This is a genomic window from Embleya hyalina (genome assembly GCF_003967355.1).
GTDB lineage: Bacteria > Actinomycetota > Actinomycetes > Streptomycetales > Streptomycetaceae > Embleya > Embleya hyalina.
The window spans coordinates 45363-65998 of sequence record NZ_BIFH01000034.1 but is presented as its reverse complement, the minus strand read 5'-3'; the positions used below and the strand labels follow the sequence as shown (position 1 = coordinate 65998).

Annotated in this window: 11 protein-coding genes; 9 read left to right on the top strand and 2 right to left on the bottom strand. The window is 66.1% G+C overall.

Annotated elements, in window-relative coordinates; genetic code table 11:
* Positions 1-73 precede the first annotated feature (73 nt).
* From EMA17_RS36325 to EMA17_RS36305, 5 genes are all read left to right on the top strand, one after another.
* On the top strand, positions 74-3394 hold the full coding sequence (locus EMA17_RS36325) for an AAA family ATPase (protein ID WP_126641451.1): 3321 nt from the start codon (positions 74-76) through the stop codon (positions 3392-3394).
* Positions 3394-4257, top strand: coding sequence for a hypothetical protein (locus EMA17_RS36320; protein WP_126641450.1), 864 nt, complete (start codon positions 3394-3396; stop codon positions 4255-4257). The genes EMA17_RS36325 and EMA17_RS36320 overlap by 1 nt, the downstream gene beginning before the upstream one ends.
* Positions 4258-4459: 202 nt before the next feature.
* Positions 4460-5473 (top strand): phosphorothioated DNA-binding restriction endonuclease family protein, encoded by a 1014-nt coding sequence (locus tag EMA17_RS36315; protein WP_126641449.1) that lies wholly within the window; start codon positions 4460-4462, stop codon positions 5471-5473.
* Between the two features lie 963 nt (positions 5474-6436).
* On the top strand, positions 6437-7045 hold the full coding sequence (locus EMA17_RS36310) for a hypothetical protein (RefSeq protein ID WP_126641448.1): 609 nt from the start codon (positions 6437-6439) through the stop codon (positions 7043-7045).
* Entirely contained in the window at positions 7045-8442 is a 1398-nt protein-coding gene (locus EMA17_RS36305) for a hypothetical protein (protein ID WP_126641447.1), read from the top strand. Before EMA17_RS36310 ends, EMA17_RS36305 begins: the two co-directional genes overlap by 1 nt.
* 346 nt (positions 8443-8788) lie before the next feature.
* On the opposite strand, the gene EMA17_RS36300 is transcribed toward EMA17_RS36305, so the two are convergent.
* The gene (locus EMA17_RS36300; protein ID WP_126641446.1) at positions 8789-10804 is read right to left on the bottom strand and encodes a DNA cytosine methyltransferase; all 2016 of its coding nucleotides are present in this window, start codon (positions 10802-10804) and stop codon (positions 8789-8791) included.
* 474 nt (positions 10805-11278) lie between these two features.
* Between EMA17_RS36300 and EMA17_RS36295 the strand changes: the two genes are divergently transcribed.
* Positions 11279-13102 carry an AIPR family protein gene (locus EMA17_RS36295; protein ID WP_126641445.1) on the top strand — a complete coding sequence of 608 codons (1824 nt, stop codon included), beginning with the start codon at positions 11279-11281 and terminating at the stop codon, positions 13100-13102.
* A 279-nt stretch (positions 13103-13381) separates the two neighbouring features.
* On the opposite strand, the gene EMA17_RS36290 is transcribed toward EMA17_RS36295, so the two are convergent.
* A complete protein-coding gene (locus EMA17_RS36290) occupies positions 13382-14689 on the bottom strand; it encodes an ATP-binding protein (RefSeq protein WP_126641444.1) in 1308 nt (435 codons plus the stop codon).
* Positions 14690-15569: 880 nt separating this feature from the next.
* Here EMA17_RS36290 and EMA17_RS36285 point away from each other — a divergent pair.
* Genes EMA17_RS36285 through EMA17_RS36275 form a run of 3 tightly spaced genes read left to right on the top strand, consistent with a single transcriptional unit; the run spans position 15570 to position 20585 of the window.
* A complete protein-coding gene (locus EMA17_RS36285) occupies positions 15570-16931 on the top strand; it encodes an ATP-binding protein (RefSeq protein ID WP_160161692.1) in 1362 nt (453 codons plus the stop codon).
* The gene (locus EMA17_RS36280) at positions 16915-19599 is read left to right on the top strand and encodes a Z1 domain-containing protein (protein ID WP_160161691.1); all 2685 of its coding nucleotides are present in this window, start codon (positions 16915-16917) and stop codon (positions 19597-19599) included. Before EMA17_RS36285 ends, EMA17_RS36280 begins: the two co-directional genes overlap by 17 nt.
* Positions 19596-20585 (top strand): PD-(D/E)XK motif protein, encoded by a 990-nt coding sequence (locus EMA17_RS36275; RefSeq protein ID WP_126641441.1) that lies wholly within the window; start codon positions 19596-19598, stop codon positions 20583-20585. The genes EMA17_RS36280 and EMA17_RS36275 overlap by 4 nt, the downstream gene beginning before the upstream one ends.
* Positions 20586-20636: the final 51 nt, after the last annotated feature.

Below are 20636 nucleotides of genomic sequence, written 5' to 3'. Positions count from 1 at the left end.
GCAACGCGGTCGACGTCGCCGGCGGAGCCGGGCGGGTCGTGTCGGAATTCGAGCGTGGACGGGGAACGGTTGCGTGTCGGCCCGGGAGTGGGCGTTGCTGGTGGGGGTCGGTCGTTTCCACGGCCCGCCCGACGACGGCGACGAGGCGGAAATGGACGACTCGTCCTTCGCGGACCTCGAGTTCGTGGACGATGTCGTCCCGCGTGTGCGGTCGGCCCTGGAGGCCATGGCGTTCGAGGCGGACTCGGTCATGGATCCGGACGCCGCCGAGTTGCGGGGGCGGGTCCAGGACGCCCTCGGTGACGCGAGGATCGTCTACGTGGTGTCCCACGGGGTGGATTCCCCGGAAACGAACCCCTACCGGGTGGCGGTGGTGCCCTCGTGCGGGAAGCACGGGGCGACCACCAACGCCGGGAACTGGGTCGAGGGGGCCTTGGACCACGACAGACCCACGCTGTTCCTGTTCGATTTGTGTCGGTCCGGGCGCGCGGCCACGTTGCCGGCGGCCACGCATCGTCCGGGGGCCGGGAGCAAGGCGTGGGTGATCGCCGCGTCGGCCCCTCAGCAGGACGCCTTCGCCGGCGATTTCAGCTACGCGCTCGCCGAGGTCCTGCAGGAGGTCGCGGAGACCGGTCTCGACACCGACCCCGCCCGGCGGTTCGTGGCGTTCTCGGCGGTGGCCCGCAGGATCGCCAACCGGGTGCGGCAGCGTTCGAAGTTCGGTCAGTTGGTGCACGCCACCGCGATGGACATGACGCTGGACGAACCCGAACTGCCGTTCTTCCCCAACGTGCGTTTCGACGAGGGAGCGGCGAGCCTGCGGACCGTGGACGCGGGTGCCCGAGGCTTTCTCGAACGTCGTGACGCCCGGCACTTCACGGACAAGGCGGGCGATCACTTCACCGGCCGAAAATCCCAACTGCGTCTGCTGGCGCCGTGGTTGGACGACCGGTCCGGCGGGTCGGGGAACCTGCGAGTGGTCACGGGAAGCCCCGGCGTGGGGAAGTCCGCGCTCCTGGGGGCGTTGGCGTGCGCGGCGCACGCGGAACTGTCCAACGCCGTGCCCGAGGTCGTCCGGCGGCTGGAGGACGGCTGCCGACCCGAGGTCAATCCACGCTTGGCCGCGGTACACGCACGCGGGCGCCCGGCCGGGGAGGTCCTGACCGCCATCGCCCGTCAACTCGACCTCCTCGACATCCTCGGGAGGAGGCACGTCGACTCCGGGACACTGATCAAGGCGCTGTCGGCGGGTGATGACACGTGTGTCCTGATCGTCGACGCCCTGGACGAATCCCCGAGGTGGAAAGAACTGCGGGACGAGTTGGCGACGCTGGCAGGGGCCTTCCGTGCCGATGGCCGGCCGGTGTGCCGGCTGTTGATCGGCATGCGACCGTGGGGGGATTTCACGGTCCTGAAGGATCTGGCCGCCGCCCAGGGAGGCCTGATCGACCTTGACTCAGCCGATCCGGCGGAGGTCCGGAGCGACCTGGCCGAGCACATCGGCAGCCGGTTGCGCGTGGAGGAGCCGTACGCGAAGCCGGGGACGGCGTCGATCCGTCGGACCCTGGCGCGTGCCGTTGCCGAGACCCTGGTGCCCCGCAGGCCTGTCGTACCCCCGGCCCGGGGGGATCGTCCCGAGTGGGGGGCGTTCCTGGTGGCGGACGTCTTCACTCGGTACCTGGCATCCGCCCCGGCCCCGACCACCCCGGAAGAGGCGGAACAACTGGGTGGGACCGCGCCGGTGGACCTGCCGGCCGTGCTGGAGATGGAGCTGGCCATCCACGATCGCGGCCCGCGGATGCGATCGCTCCTGGTGGCGTTCGCGCACGCACAGGGCGAGGGCATGCCCCTGGAAGTGGCCGTGCCGCTCGCCGACCACCTCGCCCGCGATCCGGATACCGACCGGGATCCGAAGGCGGTCCGGGCATTGCTCGACGACGTCTTCTTCTACCTTCGATCCGCCCCGGACCGCGAGGGCATCCTGCGGTACCGGTTGTTCCACCAAGGGCTCATCGACTACCTCGCGCCCCGCGATACGAAATCCGCCGCACCGGCGGCGCTCGTCGACACACCCCGGAACCCGGATTTCGGGACCGTCCTGGACCACCTTCTCGCGACGCACACCTTCCACGACGGAAAGCGTCGACTGTGGGAGATCAGCCCGCGTTACATTCTGCGCCACGTCCTGGACCACGCGGCGGCAGCGGATCGCGCGGACGAACTCCTCGTCGATCCCGAGTTCCTCGTCCACGCGGATCCGGCGGTGCTCAAGGAGGGGTTCCGGCACGCCCGAGGCCCCGAGGCCCGCCTCGCCGTTCGGTTGTACTCAAGTCGCTACGAGTCGCTGGCCCGGGTCGAACCGATCGGGCGTCGCCAACTCCTGGCGGTCCTGGCCGCGGCGAACGCCTCCCGGGAACTCGTCGACGCCTTCGCGCACGGGCAGTCGTGGCGGCCCCGGTGGGCCGTCCTGGGACCGATGGAACCGACGGCCGCCCCACCCGGCTGGGTACTCGCCCTCGACTGCGGTTGGATCCGCGAAGACGGGATCATAGTGGCCGGCGACGCGACCGGCGACGTCCTCGTCCGCGACCTGGAGACCGGGAAACAGCGCGGCCAACGCCTGCAGGGGCACACGGGATCGGTACTCGCGGTGGCGTGCGCACGCCTGGCCGGACGGGACGTGGTGATCACCGGAGGCGCCGACGGCACCGTCCGCCTGTGGGACGCCGACTCCGGCACCGCCGCAGGGGCGCCGATGACCGGTCACGTCGGTGCCGTCACCGCAGTGGCGCACGCACGCGTGGACGAGCGCGACGTGATCGTCACCGGTGGCGCGGACGGCACCGTCCGCCTGTGGGACCCCGTCGCGGGAGAGCAACTGTCGCACCCGGTCATGAGTCACGACGAGCAGAGCCGGGTGCGTTCCCTGTCCGTCGCGGAGACCGAGACGGGACCCCTCGTGCTCAGCGCGGGCTCCGACGACACCGTACGCACCTGGAACGCGCGCACGGGAATGCTCACAGACACCCCGGTCGATTCGGATCCCGACACCGACACCACACGTGCGGTGACCATCGCGATGCTCGACGGACACGCCACACTCGTAACCGGCGGCGATCGTGGCCTGCGGGCAAGCGACTTGACGAACGGCCGGGAAGTCGCCGCGATCGATGACGCGGCCCTGGACCTCGCCGTCCTGCGGATCGGAGAGCGGGCCGTGATCGCTGCCGGCGGCCTGGACCACCGCCTCCTGGTATGGGACCCGCTCGAGAACGGCGTCGACCACTACGCCGTGTTCCACCCCGCCTACGCGGTTCGGGCCGCGTCCGACGGGTCCCTCGTCATCGGAGGCGGCCACGACGTCGTCGTCCTGGAACCCAACGAGAGGCCGTAATGAACGCGATCGTGGGCGTACACGGGATCTGGAACTTCAAACGTCGCCTGACCCCCGAGGAGGCGGCGGCGAACCTCGCGAATCGTGTGTGGACCCCCGCCCTCGCCCGATCCCTCGAGGGCGCCGGGCACGCGGGCCCGACGCCGACGGTGACGGTGGCGTACTACGCCGACCTACTGCGCAGATCCGACCGACAGGGTGCGTCCGAGGACCTCGAGGACCTCGACCCGCTCGAGCAAGAAATCGCCCTCGCCTGGTTGACCGAACTCGGCCTACCCGAAGCCGTGCCGATGGGACGCTCCTTCATCCGCGTTCGCCAAGCCGCCACCTGGCTCGCCCAAAGTCGCGGGCTGCCCGAGGCCTCGGTGGCCTGGTTCACGAACCGGATCGCCCGCGAGGTCGGCGCCTATCTCCGCGACCCCGACAGCCCGGCCCGCAAAGCCGCCCGCGCACGCGTGACCGACGCGGTCGCGTCCTCGGGGGCACGGGTGGTGATCGCGCACTCCCTGGGATCGATCGTCGCCTACGAGGCCCTGTGGGAACGACCCGACCTGCCGATCGACCTGCTCATCACACTCGGCTCGCCCTTGGCACTGCCCGGCGTCGTGCTCCCCCGACTGTGCCCGCCGCCGATCGACGGCATGGGCGCACGGCCTCCCGGAGTCTCCCGATGGGTCAACCTCGCGGACCCCGGCGACATCGTCGCGATCCCGCCCCGGGGGATCGGTCGCGCGTTCGCGAACGTGGACGTGGACGACCACACCGAGATCGGCATATTCGACTTCCACTTCGCCAAGAATTACCTCGCTCATCCCAGAGTCGGACAAGCCTTGATCTCGAACTGGGGCCAAACCACGCGGTAGGGCTCCTTCGTATTTCAGGGTATGGGCATTGGCGCGTCCTGCTGAGCGCTGGGATGGCTCCGGCTCTCCGTCACGATCACGGTTCGTCTCGACGTCGGCATCGCAAGCGTGGGGAGACCCGTACGGTCGGGGGGGAGCGCTTGGTCCGGCGGGTGGCGGGCGGGTCGTCGGCGGTGTCTGCCCCACCTCATAGCCTCTGCCCATGACAATCGGTGAAGGCGCCCTTAGTTCGGCTCCCGAGGCGAAGTTCCTCGGCAAGTCGGCGGCTTCGGTCCCGGCGAACACAACGCTTCTGCGGCTGCGGAACATGCGCCTGCACCGGGCCGCGGACATGCCCGTGAGTCTCCACAAGCCGATCACGCTCATGTGGGCGCTCGGCCGCATCGCCTGCGAGGAGCACCACCAAGTGCGATGGGTGCAATTCCGAGACGAAGTCAGCCCTCTGCTGGACAAGTTCGGCCACGAGAAGTCCGGGGTCACACCGGAGAACCCGGTCTGGTATCTGCGCACGGACGGGATCTGGGAGGTCGACGGTCTCACGACCGCGGACGACCGGGTGCCCAGTGTTGCCAGGCTCGACGCCGTCAATCCGCTGGTGGGCTTTACCGCCGAGGCCGCCGCAGACTTGGGAGCGCCCGACGTCCGCGCCGCTGCGGTTGGGTACCTGCTGACCCGGTATTTCTCTCACGCCGACCAAAACGCGCTGCTTGCGCGAACGAGGATCGCCCCCAACGACGCAACCGACCCGTCGACCACCAAGGTTCCCGTCCCGGGAACCGGGGCGACGGACGAGGGCGTACCGCCCGGCAAAACAAGCACGAAAACGACCCGGTTCAAGCGCGACCCGGCATTCGTTCGCTACCTCAAGGACCTCTACGACAACAGGTGTCAGGTCTGCGACGCGACCATGCGCGCCATCGACGGGAGGAGCAGGAGCGAAGGGGCACACGTGCGTGCGCTGCAGGAGGGCGGTCCGGACTCGATGGACAACCTCCTGGTGATGTGCGCCACCCACCACGTCGAGTTCGATGCCCTCGCGATACACGTCACCGACCAAGGCGACGTCGTCGCCACCGACACTGGGGAAACCGAAGCCCATCTGACGTTCAGACCGGGCCACGGCGTGAACCTCGAACACCTGCGCTATCACCGAGCACTCTGCGTCCGAGACGAACATCCCGACATCCCGCAACCCCCCCACAAAGGACCGCTTTGACCCCGGGAGATCAGCGTCCGACCCGATCTGATCCGAACGCCCATCGAGTGACAGGGAAGCCACAGCACTTTCGAGCTAGCGTGCTCGCGGCGCCGACGCGAGTCAGGTCACCAAGGGTCAACCTCGCAAGATGGTCCGTGAAGGACAAGGCGCAACCAAACAGAGATGGTGTTACCTGCTGGTAGATCCCCGGGTCATATAGGCCAGCACCGCGAACGTCTGTGCGCATGCGAGGCTCGCGGCCGGTCGATCGGCCTAGTGGTTGTGCGGATGACTCGGCCCCATATCTCGGGCCGCTTCGGGGATCCGTCGCTTCGATTCGTTCGATGGTGACGGGTTCGTCACGCGATGTGGGCACTGCGCCGTACGCTGCTCAACGACTGGACCGCCAAAGCGAGTTCGAGCGATGGGGGAGACATGGAGCTACGCGAACGTATCGAAATCGGCAGGGTGATCGACTGTGTCGACCTGGAAGAGTACGACGACGCCACGTACTCCGGCGACGACGCCGTGCGGGATCGCCGGACTCACGACCGCCGCCTTTGCGGGCCGTCGCGCGGGATCGTCCCGTCATCATCGGCACATGTTCTCGACTGCGGCTTCGGTGACCCGACCGAACCACCATGTTGGAGGCCAACGCCGGAGGCGATTGTGGCGCAGGGGTGCTCGAACGCGAGTCCGTCTGTCATCGCGGGGTCCGCGTGGCCGAAGCACGACCGGGTGCCGGCCCCCGCCCGCTCGGGGAATCCCGCCGGGGGTTCGAGTGAGGGACCGGCGAGCCAACCGAATTGTGCCGTCGGGCTCGAAAAGGGGCGTCTCGGGATTTCACCACCCAATATGCGGAGTCCATCCCTCCGATTAAGGTGTTCTCATTCATACCGCGGCCGTCGACGTTCGAGAATTCCCACGGAAGAATCGAGGCATCCGTTTCTCGCCCCCTGCGGGTGCGGCTAGGATCCCCGCATGTCAGGTGAGGCCATGCACCAAAAGGGTGCCGATGGGACACGACGCGCCAAACTCTGGCTCGACGCGACCACGAGAGTGAGCGCCTCGTGGACGAACGAGGACGCGGTGCACGCGGCCCGCCTCGAGTTCACGTGGCCACACGGCGAGAAAAGGCCGTTCTCCTTCGATGTGGGGGGAATTCTGAGTGGCGACGAGTTCCATGGGCAATTCTTCGTGGCCGAGTGCAAGAAATATGCCGGCGCGTCCGATCAAGGCGTCCATTTCGACGACTGGGTGGCAAAGTGCTACCTGACCAGAAGGGACAACCATCGACTGGCCGACCACTTCATGTGGATCACGTGGCATCCATTCAGGTCGAGCACGTGGACGGATCTCTGCACCCCGGAAAGCGTCATAAAAGGTCTGCTCCTGGAACGCAACATCGACCGGGTCTTCGGCACCACCGACAGAGCCGAGGCCGACGCCATGATCGATCGCGATCTTGCTCGGGACGTCGCCGACCGAATGTGGGTGATCGTTCTCTCCGACAAACAAGAGCGTCTGGTCATCAGCCCCAGAAACCGCGCACTGGTCTTCGCTCAACAGTTAGAGAGGGGTGAACTTTGATGGACGATTTCTCGAACGTTCTCTCGGATCTGACCGACGGTGATCCTTTTCTCAATGTCGCATCGATCAAGAACGCGGTCATCGCGCGCCTGGAAGCCTCCGACGCGGACGTCCGCGTCGAGTCGACGGAATACTTCAATCACACCTACGCGCCGGATCTTGTGCTCCACTGGAAAAACGACAATTCTTTCCGACACATCTATTTGCGCACGAGCGACAATCCGGACTATATCCGTGAAGACCTCGCCGTCGTCTCCGAGACCAGCCCGATCATTATGCCCCTGGTTTCACTGCGCGAGCATGACGACGGCTCCCTGGAGCTCGAGTCGACCAATGCCCGCACTCTGGTCGCCACACCATCGACGATCACCGAGTTCGCCACAACGCATGGGGAGAGAACCATCGCGGGGTTGCTCTCCCACGCCGTCCTCCAAGGCGGACGTGGGCTACTCAGCGAACAACGGGCCCGCTCGGTGAGCGCCGTGATCGACGCCGGGTTCACGGCCGCCCAGGTATCCGAAACCGAGGAAACGCGGAGGGCGGTGATGGCCGCGGAAGCACTTCTCGACCCCGCGCGTGCCGCCGTTCTGACCCGTCTGTTACATGCCGTTTGGTTGGGATCGGGGGCGCCCGCCTCCACCTTCCCCGGAGCCACCGGAATCACGGCACACCTCGACTCCGCGGGTCTCAGGCTGCTCCTGGACATCTCCATCTCCGACGACACGGAATTCTGGCGGAGAATCGGCAAAGGCATCTCCCTGGAACAACTCTGCGAACTCGAGGTGTCCAGCGAGTCGAACAGCCTGCAATATCTGGTCGAATCCAATCTCGATCACCTGAGGGCCAAGAGTTGCCGAGTCTCACAAATCGGCAACGCTGAAGTCGCGGCCCACTCCGTACGCTGGTTTGTCTCCTCCGGTGTACTCGCCTTCAAGAGTCGCGACTACGTCTCTCTGTTCTCACCGGGGCCGGTCTCCTCAACCGCCTTCTACGAGGATGGCGAGTCATCGCCTCTACGGCTCGGTCTGTTGATGGACCGTGCCCAAGCGGCCGATGTCGACGTCGACGAGGTGACGATCGAATCCGATAACGGACGGCGTATCGACTACCGGTCGCCGACCGGGACCAGGATGTGGGCCGACGAGGTGCTGGGGCAGCTCTCCAGCGTCCTCGGTCGGCACTCGGTGGTGATCTCGGCCACCACTCCCTTGGCAGGCGGAACCCGACACCTGAAATGCGACCTGGAGAACCTCACCGCGTCAGGCAGAACAGGAGCCAAGTTCTATCTCTTGGAGATGCTGCGCTACGCCATCCCGTTGTTGAGGGGTCTGTCTCCCACGGAGCGCGACAGTCTCGCGCGCATTATTCCCGCGCAACAACGGGGGGCAGACGGCTGAGTCGTGAGCACGACACGTTCACGCAGGCGAGCGGCGCGTCGCCGATATTCGCTACGAGCTCGTCTGTTCGCGAGCACATATCCCGGATAGTTCCCCGATGGGTCTCGTTGCCCGCAGGATGTGTGCAATGCAAGCGTCGGGACGCGTGGGGCAGTCGGCTCTCGGTTCATCCGGCACTCGTGTGGCGCAGGGCCCGTGAACGCTGCCCGTGGATGCCCCTTCCGGGCGGAACACCTCCTGCGGTTACGTCGCGTGCGTCGAGTACACCGTCCTTTCCTGCGGACCACCGACGTGGAGAAGGGGTCCGCAAGGCGTGACGAGGCCGAACACCTTGCTCCGGGCCTTTTCAGTAGAGCAGGAGCTGATCCTGGGAATCCGCAGATGCTCCGGCGCACATCGTCTCCAGCGGGCAGGCACTGCACAGAGGATCCGTCGGTCGGCACAAACTCGCCGCGAGCTCGACCAGCCCCAAGTGCGCGTTGCGGGCCTCGTCCCCGTAACCGATCAGGCGCGCGACCGCCAGGCGACCGTCGGTGAGTCGGTTGCGGCGGTCGACGTCCTCCCCGGTGACGCGGGCCGCGACACGCAGGACCCCGCGACCCGCCAACACGGGTTCCTCGGACACGGCGTCGTCCGCCTCCCTGTCCGCCGCATCGTCACCGATCCGTTCGTCGGGATCGTCCTCGGGAACCACGGCTCCGAGCGTCGCCGGTACAACCAGGATGGCCAGATCGGCCACGCTCTGGCTGATCCCGGCCACATTCGACAACCGCTCGTCGTCCTGAAGCATGTCCGGGGCACCGACCAGCTCGGTGGCCACGGCGACGAGCTGCTCACCGCGTGGTTCGCGCCCTATCCACGTGGCGATTTCGCGGATCTCGTCCTCGGCGGTGAGCGTGTCGACGGGGAACTCCCACCGTCGGAGCAGCGGCCACAGGTGACGCGCCTGCTGTGGTGCCATCCGGTCCAGCATGATCTCGGCGGAAACCACCTGCCAGCGCGTGCTGGCGGTCAACCAGGGCACGTTCCGGTGGGCGAGACCGGAGAACCAGTCGGCGAGCGACGCCGCCATGCGCTGGGTGTTCGGTCCGGCCGGCCGCGGCTCGTGGAGCGCCGCGATCACCGCGGTGCCCAAGTGCTCGCCCAGCAGTGGCGGTACCGCGTTGCCGATCTGGCGGAATGCGGCGGACGGCGGGCCGGCGAAGCGGAACCGATCGGGGAACGTCTGCAGGCGCGCGGCCTCACGTACCGTCAGGGTGCGGTTCTGACGAGGGTGGATGTACCAGTAGCCGTCCTTGGCGATGTGTGCGGTGATCGTCCGGGACAGTCCGTCCTCGTCCAAGCGCTTGTACTTGTCCTGGAAGATGTCGTCGCGGTAACGCTTCATGCCCTGGGGCAGATCCGAGTATCGGGTGCCGGAGGTCATCGACTCGAACGCGACCTCGTCGTCGGGGCGGACAGGGCGTGTGACGTGATCGAACACCTTGTGTGCGTCGGCGTCGGGTATCTGGTCGCGCATCCGCTTCTGGAAGCCGGTGACCGGCGAATCGTAGTCGGACCAACCGTCCGCCCCGCCCGCGGGGCGCCAGCCGCCCTTCACTTCGGGAAGGTCCCCGATGGCGTTCCACACCGTGACCTTGTCCGGGGTTTCCGCAGGCCAGGCAAAGGCGTGGCCGTCGCGCAGGGCGACCAGGATCAGGCGCTGCCGGAATTGGGGGACGCCGTAGCGCCACGTGTCCACGGCACGTTCCTCGACCGCGTAGCCGAGCGACTCCAGCTCGTGGACCATGGTGCGCAGGATGAACATCTCACGGTCCAGCGCCATGTCGGGGACGTTCTCCATGACGACGGCGGCGGGTCGCGCGAGCCGGATCACCTCAAGGTAGGAGCGCCACAGGTCCCGGCGTTCGTCGTACGGGTCACGCAGTCCGGTGCGGACCCGGTGTCGGATCTTGTAGCGACCGGCTTTGGAGAAGGGTTGGCAGGGCGGCCCGCCGGCAAGGAGGGTGACGCCCGCGTCGCGGATCAATCCGGCGACGTGCGCGACGAGATCGGGATCGCCGAGGTCGCCGTCCAGGGTGAGACCGCCGAAGTGGTGTCGGTGGGTCTCAACCGCCTCGCGGTCGTGGTCGGCCCCGAGAACGACCTTGAAGCCGGCGGCTTCCAAGCCGAAGCTCATGCCACCTGCGCCGGAGAAGAGATCTGCGGCCAACAACGCCCCGTCGGCGCGTAGTCGGGCGGCATAGGCGAGGAACGACAGGGCGTCCTCGCAGTGTTCGGGGTGCGGCTCCAGGCGGATGAACGGCCCGCGTACGAGCTTCACTCCATAGGGGCGGCGCGGTGATTCCGCAGCCTCCGTCATGACACCTCCCGATCCGACACCCAGGCAGGTTACCGTCCCCGTGCGATTGTCGATGACCGCTCCTAGGCGGCGTCGGGGGCGACCGTGGAAAATCCACGCGGAGGGTCAGGGCGGATGATCGCGGTATGTCCCCATCTGTGGACTCCGCGTCGTCGATACCCCTCTTGACCTGGGTATCTCCCTATGCTTGAAGAGGACGCGGCCCAGCACACGTCGGCGGTGTGTCCGTGTCGACTTCGCTCGGGAGGGACGAGAGGTACCGGGTCCCGGTGAACCCCCAACACACATGGACGGGGCCGTCCCGTCGGCCGTGACCATCGTGTGGTTGTCGACGAACGAGTGACCAACGATTCGGCCGGTTCCGGAGGATCTCCGCGTCCGAGCGTGAGCAATTGACAGTACGGTGTCAACACCGTCGGCTGGAGGACCATCAGGTCGCACCGTAGGCACCGGCCGCAGCACTCAGGGGGACCGATGGCTGACCTGGACCGCTCCGCGTACAACCGGGGTCTCGTGGCCGACATCTTGGCAACGACCGAAGTGGGGGACGGGGATGCTCTGGAGGTGTTCACCGAGCGGATCCTTGACGAACTCGAACAGGCTGGGGAGATCGAGAACTTTTTCGTCGGCTGCTACCGCGCGTGGGGCCTCGAGGTCAGCGGCTACGCGCGCAACGATGTGACGAACACACTCGACCTTTTCGTCAGCGACTTCCGCCAGTCCCCGGCCGAGGAAAAGCTCACGAAGACGCAGGCCGACCACCTGTTTCGCCGCGTGGGCACCTTCGTCCACAAGGTGAAGTCGGGCCTTCGGCACACGGTGGACGGGGCATCGGGCGTCCATGACATGTGCGTCGCGGTGGAGAAGGCACTCCCCGAGGTGTCCGGGTTCCGGTTTTTCCTCCTCACGAACGCGGTGGCCTCCACCCCGGCGTCGGCTGCTCCCGATCTCGATGGTCTGCCGGTCAGACAGGAGATCTGGGACGTCACCCGATTCCACCGGATGGCCACCTCGGGCAGTCTGAGCGCACCCGTAGTCGCCGAGTTCGATCCCCCCGTCGATTGTCTGCCCGCTCCGCGCACAGACGGCGACTACGACGTCATCCTGGCCGTCGTTCCCGGGCATGTGCTGGCGGATCTGTACAGGGACCACGGCCCTCGGCTGCTTGAGCTCAACGTCCGCTCGTTCCTGCAGGGTCGGGGAGCCGTGAACAAGGGGTTGCGGGAGACGATCCTCAACGCGCCGGAGCGATTCCTCGCCTACAACAACGGCATCACGGCCACCGCGTCCCAGGTCGATTTCGTCCCCGGGGACGACCGCGCCATCCAACGCATCCACGACATGCAGATCGTCAACGGTGGACAGACGACCGCGTCGCTCCACTACGTGCGCGAACGCGACAGGGTCGACCTCGACGGCGTCTTCGTCCAGATGAAACTCACCGTGGTCTCCCCCGATCGACTCCACGAGATCGTCCCGGAGATCTCCAAGTACTCCAACACGCAGAACAAGGTCAGCGTGGTCGATTTCAGCTCCAACGACGCGTACCACGTTCAAGTGGAGCGGGTCACCAGGAGTCTATGGGCACGCCCCTTGGACGGCAGCGGGCAGGACACCAAGTGGTTCTACGAGCGGGCACGTGGACAGTACGTCGACGCCGAGACCCGGGCGGGCAGCGTCGCCGAGCGCCGACGGTTCAAGGCGCTGCATCCCTCCACTCAGAAGTTCACCAAGCAGGACCTGGCCAAGTACGTCCAGTCGTGGAATCAGCAGCCGTACTGGGTCAGTCGCGGCAACCAGAAGAACTTCCAGCAGTTCATGAGCGTGATCACCGCGAGCAAGCCCGACGTGGATGTCCGCTACTGCAAAAGGCTCGTCGCCTTGGCCATCCTCTTCAAGGCGGCCGACCGCAGTGCCCGCCTCGCCCACGCGGGTAGTTTCAAGGCTGCGGTCACCACCTATACGGTCGCCCGCCTCAGTCATGCCGTGAATCGACGCCTGGACCTGGACCAAATATGGCGTGAGCAACGGGTCAGCGCCGCCGTCCAGACGGCCTTGACGGAGCTCAGTCCGCTCGTCCTGGGCGTCATCACCCGCCCTCGCACCGGGAATCACTCGGGGGAATGGGCCAAGAAGATCGAATGCTGGGAGGACGTCCTCGGGTTGGACTGGAGCGTATCCCACGACGTGCGCGCGGAACTTCCGGAGATGTCCGCCCGGGGCGCGAACGCCCGGACGGGAAGGCATCGTGAACCCGGTCGCGCCGCTGGGGACGGCGGTGCTGTCGTCGGAGTGTGAGGCCTTGAGATGTCGGGCGACGGGGCGTTACAGCGGAACCTCGGCAGCGGCGAACCGCGGCCGACTGTTGCCCGCACGATCGAGGACGGCGACCGCGAAAGGCGAGGCTGGTTGTCTCGGAGTCGCCGTCGAAGCCTTCTCGCGCTTTCACGAAGCCCGCCGACGACGATCAGGAGTGGGCCCGTCGGGACGACGAACGACCGGCACGCCGCCGGGTGTGACCCTTCCTCGATCGTCGAACGCCACCGCCTTCACGGTGCGCCCACCAAGATGAACTCTTCAGTTGCTGAATCCCAGTGCCCGGGCGGCCTCCGGAGACCTCTCCCGCAGGGTCTCCGCGATTCGTCGAAACGCCGGGTACTCGCCCGCATGCATGGCTGCGGCCCGCAGCGCCAGTCCCGCGTCCGCCGCGACCGGCGGGTCTACCGGCCCGGACCACGGAGCCTCGGAGGCGGCGTCCGAGCTCCGATAGTGAGTCGATGACCGAGAGGCCCTGCGATACGTCTCGTCAGCCCGGCTGCACAACTCGTTGATGGGTCGCTCGAGCATCTGACGGATTTGGGTGGGAACGGTCACGCGTACCTTGGCGACGTCGATGTTGAACACGCCGTCGAGGTCGGTGTCGAAGTCCATGGATGCACGGGCCAGTTTCGTGTGCTCGTCGATGCTGCGGATGCCACTCCAACCGCCCCATTGGACGAGTCGGTTGGCCCGGTAGATGTACAAACCCTGCTGGCGGTTCCACTTCAACGGTCCGGACAGGCGATCGAACTGCTCCAACGAACTGAACGCACTCTTGGGCGGGAGGACGTAGCGCCTCATGCGCACCGCACCGTGGGCTTCCCCGACGGTGACCTCGAACCTCTGCTCGGGGAGTTCGACCCGACCCGCCTCGTCGGGGGCGAATGGGTCCCACGGCTCGACCCTGTTTCCGTTGACCGAGATGACCAAGCGACGTCCCGCAGTTCCGGTGAGGAACCGGTGGAACACCATGCCGAGATGCTCCATCGTTCGCGTTGCCATGCCCTCCAGCCTGCGTCGCGCCCACCCGCCTTCCGGACGCCGCTCCGGTAGCACGCGGTCGAGTTTCTGCCATATCACGGCTGTGCCTGTGCCCTCCGTGAGCAGCCGGAGGGCGCGCGGAGGAAGACCTTCCCGTCGCGGATTGAGGACCAGCCATTCGTCGGTCTCGGCGATCAGATCGAGGTCGAGGGTTCGTACGTGCAGACGGGGTGTCCTGGGTGAGGTCCGCGTCGCCACCGTGATCGCACGACACTGCGAAAGGGAGGCGGTCTTCAATCCGAGACCGTAACGCCCGAGGTCTCCGGGCTCGTAGTCCCGACGGCTGCCGAATCGCATGGCCTCGGTGAGCTGGGGTTCGCTCATGCCGCTCCCGTCGTCGGCGATCATGACATAGGACTCCGCACCGTCGAACGCGACGACGACTTCGACCCGCTCGGCCCCGGCGCACACGCTGTTGTCCACGAGGTCGGCGACTGCGGCCGGAAAGTCGTAGCCGATGTCCCGCAACGACTTCGTGAGCCGGGCGGCGGACGGAGCGATATTCGCAAGTCTGTTCAGGGTCATGGGCGTTGGCCTCCGAGGCGTCGACAACGAGCTCCAGGGTCCCACAGGCACCTCATCGGATCGCAGGCCGAGGTCGACCCTGATCCGTCGGGCGCGATGACGGATCGCTTCGATACGGGCCGCCTGACCCGACCCAGGGACTGTGCGCGGGCGGCATCGCGCGGACTTCGCAACGCGACGCAGTTGCTCCGACTCGGGTTGGTCTCGCGCAACTCATGCCTGCACGGTTGTCCACCGCAACGCGTAGCGATCGTGCGCTGACGACGAATCGACCGGTCTTCCTCGCGCCTGTCACAGGCCACATGTCGGGTTAGGTGCAAGGGGCAGCCCCGGCGATCTGCAGTTCTCTCAGCAACACGACGCTATGTCGGACATCCTGCCCGATCGGGAGCGCAATCGGGTGAGTCCGGACGGGGATTGCGGCCCGGACCTTTCGGGTGACGATCTGACGCGTGACGCATTTGGCCAACCCGACACGACGAACGGCAACGGCCCGCCAGCTCGGGCGTGCGTGTATCCGGGGCCTAGCTAGCGGCCATCCCGATCGAACCGTGCCGTGAAAACTGAGGTTCGAGGCATGCGCACGATCGCGCTTGCTTCGTCCGTCACGTCGTGAACTTGGCCTATTGAGGCCATACTTCGTGCCTCGAGTGCACGGAACCCTCGTCCAACGGTTAGGCTGATCATCCGCTTGTGCGCACACGATGCCCAGAGCGTCCGGTGGCATGCCGTGACACTCCGAGCGGTCGCCCAGAATCCGCCGATCCGGTGGCGGCGGCACGTCGGGCACATCTCAACACCACGGCGCGGGAGGCGATCGCACTTGGGAGCCATGCGAACCATCGATGTGCCCCCGGGAGCGGCAAGGACCACGGCGTCCATGCGCAACCTCGGGTACACCGTGCAGCAATCGGTGGCGGATCTGGTGGACAACTCCGTGTCCGCCGGGGCCACCGAAGTGGCAGTGACTTTCAAGTTCGACGGGTCTGCATCGTGGATCAGCGTCGCTGACAACGGTCACGGCATGGATGCGCGTCAACTGACCGAGGCCCTGCGCTACGGCAGCAACGGTACCTACGGCAACGACGATTTGGGGCGCTTCGGGTTCGGGCTCAAGACGGCGTCGACGTCACACTGCCGTGAGGTGACCGTCGCCACCAAAGCGAAGCGCCACGTTCGCGTCATCGGTCGCCGCCTCGATCTGGATCACATCGAGACCACCGACAAATGGCAGATCTTCGAACTCGCCGAAGGAGATCTTCCCGAGGCGGTACTGGCACAGTTGCGCTCACGGACCGGGACCGTCGTGCTCTGGCGCAGGCTCGATCGCGTGCTGCGTTACGAGGATCCGTTCGGTGGTTGGGCCAGGAACAACCTGGCGAAAGTGGCGGAGGAGGTCGACGCCCACCTCGGCATGGTTTTCCACAAGTTCATCGCGGGCGAGATACCGAAGCGTGCACCGCTGCGGATCACGATCAACGGTTCTGTCGTCGACGCGTGGGATCCCTTCTGCCGCGATGAGGCCGAGACCTATCCCTTCCCCGAAGAGCATTTGACAGTGGGCTCGACGGAGGGAGCGGCCATCGTTCGCGTCCGGCCGTTCATCCTGCCCAGGCAGAGCCACTTCTCCTCGAAGGAGGCGTGGCGGCGCGCCAACGGGATCAAGAAGTGGAACCGCCAGCAGGGGTTCTACATCTACAGGGGTCACAGGCTCATTCAATCCGGTGGATGGAACAAGATGCGGGCGGTCGACGAGCACACCAAGCTCGCCCGTGTGGCAATCGAGTTCTTTCCGCAGCTTGATCACGCTTTCGGTCTGAACGTCGCCAAGGCGACCGTGCGTCTTCCCTCGGAGCTGCGCGAACGGCTGACGCCTCTTGTGCCGCAGTGGATCCGAGCTGCGGAACGGACCTATCGCGACGGCCAGTCGAAGCCCAGGCCCACCCGCAGCGCCGCACCCGCAGCGGTGGCCACGAGATCGCCCGAGCGACCACAGGCGGATGCGCTGCGCCCGCCCCCGTCCCCCTCCTCGTCGACCACAGGGCGGCCCCAGGCACCACGCGCCGCTTTTGCCCCGATCAGGACCTTCGTCCCGGCCTCTCCAATGCCGGATTCGGGCGGACGGGCCCGGGTCGCGCTCGAGGCGGCTGCGGCCAGTGTCGGCGAAGACGTGGCACTTCATCGGATCGTGGCAGCGCTGCGCGACTCGTCACCGGAGGTGGCCCGTGACCTCGGGTGGTGAAGGCGTAGAGCGCCATATGCAAGTGCTGCGAGCGCTCATGGAACGAGACGGACTGACCGTCGATCAGGCGTTGGTGAAAGTTCCGGGCCTGATCCCGGACGAGGATCACGATGCGGTCCGGGAGGCGTGGAAGGCGCAGAGTTCCGTGGTGATCCAGGTGCTGGAACCCACCGAACTCAGCGCCGCAGGCCCAAGGTCGTGGTTCGAAACGCACGACACGTCACAGGGTTACTACTGGACACGTCAACGCTCCTTCCTCAAGTTCGAGCTGAAGCGCAAGGACGCCGAGGTCGACAACATCGACCTGTCCAGCGATCGGGTCCTCGCCCACTTGGAGGACCCGCAGCATCGGGAACCGTTTGACGTCCGCGGCTTGGTCGTGGGGCATGTGCAGAGCGGCAAGACGAGTAATTTCTCCGCCCTCATCGCCAAGGCTGCGGATGCCGGATACAAGATCGTGATCGTGCTCTCGGGGCTGCACAACTCCCTACGCCAGCAGACGCAGCGTCGGCTGCAGCGGGACCTCGGACACGAGGATTCACCGACCGGTGTAGGCCAGGGCGTGGCCGAGAAGTGGTGGACCTGGATGACGGGGGAGGGCTTGGACGGGGACTTCGTGCCCCATACGAACACGGCCTGTCTGCAAGGCCAGAGCCAGGTCATCCTCGTCGTGAAAAAGAACAAGAGTCGTCTGGATCGGCTGATCGATTGGATCGACCGGGTTCCCGAGCACGTGCCGGTACTCGTCATCGACGACGAGGCGGACCAGGCGTCGGTCAACACGGGCGGCAATCGCGGTGATCGGGGGCCAGCCCTGGAGGAACTGGACCTGACGTCCGCAGACTTCGACGCCGAGGGCCCCGCCTCCGATGAACTCGACCCGAGCGCGATCAATCTGCGGGTCAGACGCCTGCTGGGTCTGTTCGCACGCTGCTCGTACGTCGCCTACACCGCCACGCCGTTCGCCAACGTCCTGATCAACCCGGACGCCAACGACCACGAGGCCGGAGAGGATCTCTTCCCGCGCGACTTCATCCTCACGCTGCCGCACCCTCCTGGGACCGACTACGTCGGGACCGAGCGACTGTTCGGCCGCGACGAACTCATGGGGGACGCGGAGGGAACCGACGGGCTCGATGTGATCCGCATCGTGCCCGACGCGGACGTGAGCCAGGTCGTGCCCACCGGTGGGAACGCTGCGGTCCGTGTGCCGGCGTCCCTCAGAGCGGCTCTGTGCGACTATCTGCTCGCCTCTGCGGGGCGTCTCGCCCGCGCGGAGACAGACCGCCCCTGCACGATGCTCGTGCATGTCGACGTGAAGAAGGATGCGCAGGATCGGCTGGCAGAGGTAATCGGGGCCGAATTGAGTAGCATGCGCCAGTCGTGGCGCTATGACCGGACGGAGTTCGAGCCGCAGCTTCGCGAGCGGTGGGACCGGGACTTTCGGCCGCTGACGGCGTCCATGAACATCGATGCCGATGTGTCGTTCGAAACGATCGAGCCGTACCTGGACCCGTTGTTGGGACGCGGCGTGGAGGTCCGGGTCCTCAACTCCAATCACGGGAACGAGATCGACTTCGATGTCGAACCCACGCTCAAGGCCGTTCTGGTCGGCGGCAACAAACTCTCGCGTGGCGTCACCATCGAAGGCCTGCTCGTCTCCTACTACGTGCGACGCACGCCGTACTACGACACTCTCCTGCAGATGGGTCGTTGGTTCGGATACCGAGGCGACCACGTGGATCTGACCCGTCTGTACAGCACCCAGCAGCTTGTGGGTTGGTTCCACGACCTCGCCACGATCGAGGAGGAACTGCGTCGTCAGATCGAGGACTACGTCCGGCGAGGTCTCACCCCCTTGAGGGCTGCGCCTCGCATCCGCAGCCACGCGAGGATGCAGCCCACCGCCAGGAACAAAATGCGCGATGCGGCCTTGGTGGAGCAGGCCTTCGACGGAAGGAAACTCCAAACGCTCCGATTCCCCTTCGGGATCGGCAGTCCCACTACCGCGTTCGAGGAGAACCTGGCGCTGACCCGCCGACTGCTCTCGGGTCTCGGAGCCCCGGTTCACGTGCACGCGGGCCACTTCGGCTGGAACAGGGTCGACGCCCAGCCCGTCCTCGAGTTCGTGGAGGCGTTCAGCTCGATCAGCCAGGGATCCTTCGAGCGGGAGTCGATCGTCGACTACATACGTGATCGGGTACGGGTCAACGAACTCACCCTCTGGCACATACTCGTGTCCGGCCTTCACGACCCCGGCGCCACCGTCGACCTGGGTATCGTCGATCACCCGAAAATCGGAATGATCACACGTAGCCGCAAGTCGACGGATCCTCAGTCACTGGGTGTGGTGACCGAACCGGGTGACGAAAGCTTCGGGCTTACCGATACCCAGAAAACCGAGGCGGAACGGTTCTACCAATCGGATCCCCGGGTCAGGCTTGCTGACGCCTACCGTTGCAGCCGTACCCCGCAAGAGGGTCTTCTCGTGCTCTATCCGATCGACCCGAACAGTCAACCTGGCAGTAACGCGAAACTGAGACGGGCCCTCTTCGAACCGAATGCCCCACGTCCAGACTGTGTCATGGCCTACTCGATCAGCTTCCCGCACACACGAACGATCGGCGATGCGCAGTATCTGTCCGGTCCCAGGAGCGAACGGGCATGAACGCGGCCGAACTCGAACGCATCTGGGAAAACCTGTCTGCCGCGTCCGCCGTCGGGATCTTGAACGCCGTTCCGCTTGGCCGAGAGCATCTGTGGGCAGCGCTCGACTCGTCCGGGCAGTGTCACCTGCTCGTGGAAACACCGTCAGGGTCCGATGCTCCCAGATTGCAGGTGAAGGGGCTGCGAGCGATCGTCGCCATGCATCAGGTCGCCGATCGGGAGCCCGCGCCCTTCCTGGACTTCAGCTGTGTAGACCCGAGTGTGTTACCCACATTCGCAGCCGTCGCCGCAGACATCGTTCGCGCCGCCACGGAGACGACCCCCGCCGAAGCGGTTTCCGTTGTCACGGATGTCCTGGAACGGTGGAAGTGGTTCTGGGAGGTCGACTCCTCGCGACTGACGGACTCCGAGGCACTCGGCCTCTTCGGAGAGCTTTGGTTCCTGGCGCGCTGGGCCCGGCCCACGCCAACCAGCCTCGCCGCGTGGACAGGATCTGACGGCTCTCGGCACGACTTTCAATGGCCCTCGGTCTCGGTCGAGGTGAAGACCACGGCACGACGCTCCGAGATCCGCGCCTCCCACACGATCAAGAGCCTCGATCAGTTGGCAGCGCCGGAAACAGGCGACCTCTACTTGTTCAGTCTCCAATTGGTGCGCGACCAGCTGGCCAAAAACACCCTGCCGCGCTTGGTGGACCACGTCGCCTCGGCACTTGGCCAAGATCCAGTGACACAGGAACTCTTCGCTCGGAAGCTGGGCAACCGGGGATACACACCAGCGCACCGCCGGACCCTGGGTACTCGCTACAGAGTGGTTGAGGAGTACCTCTACCGCGTCGAAGGGGATTTTCCACGTCTAACCCCTGGAACCTTTCCCCAAGGGCTCCCACCCGGCATCGGCGGCATCTCGTACCGGCTGGACACGGCAGCATGTGAACCATGGCTCGCCGCATCAGCTCCACTACCGTGGCCACCGACACAAGCATGACCGGCTATCGGTCGGCCGGACCGGTGTCTGCTGGACCAACGCACTCACGGA